Origin of the sequence: Pseudomonas sp. 65/3-MNA-CIBAN-0223 (assembly GCF_040310425.1) — a bacterium.
In the GTDB taxonomy this organism is placed as follows: Bacteria; Pseudomonadota; Gammaproteobacteria; order Pseudomonadales; family Pseudomonadaceae; genus Aquipseudomonas; species Aquipseudomonas gregormendelii.
This window is the reverse complement of sequence record NZ_JBEOPV010000173.1, coordinates 1-267: the sequence shown is the minus strand read 5'-3', so window position 1 is coordinate 267 and position 267 is coordinate 1. Positions and strand designations below refer to the sequence as shown.

Annotated in this window: 1 pseudogene; it reads left to right on the top strand. The window is 61.0% G+C overall.

From position 1 onward, the window contains the following. Positions 1-267: pseudogene (locus AAEZ09_RS28420) on the top strand (ABC transporter substrate-binding protein); the annotation flags it as partial.

The window sequence follows — 267 nt, the reverse complement described above, 5'->3', positions numbered from 1 at the left end:
CAGTACAAACAGCGCCTCGATCAATTCGATTTCGACATGATTCTGATGACCCTCAACCAGACCTTGAGCCCCGGCCTTGAACAGTGGCAGTACTTCCACTCCAGCCAGGCCGCGATCAAGGGCAGCAAGAATTACGCCGGTATCGCCAACCCGGTGGTCGACCACCTGCTGGACCAACTGCTGGCGGCGCAGACCCGCGAAGAACAACTGGCCGCCGGCCGCGCCCTGGGCCGTGTGCTGCTGTGGCAGCACTACAGCATTCCCAAC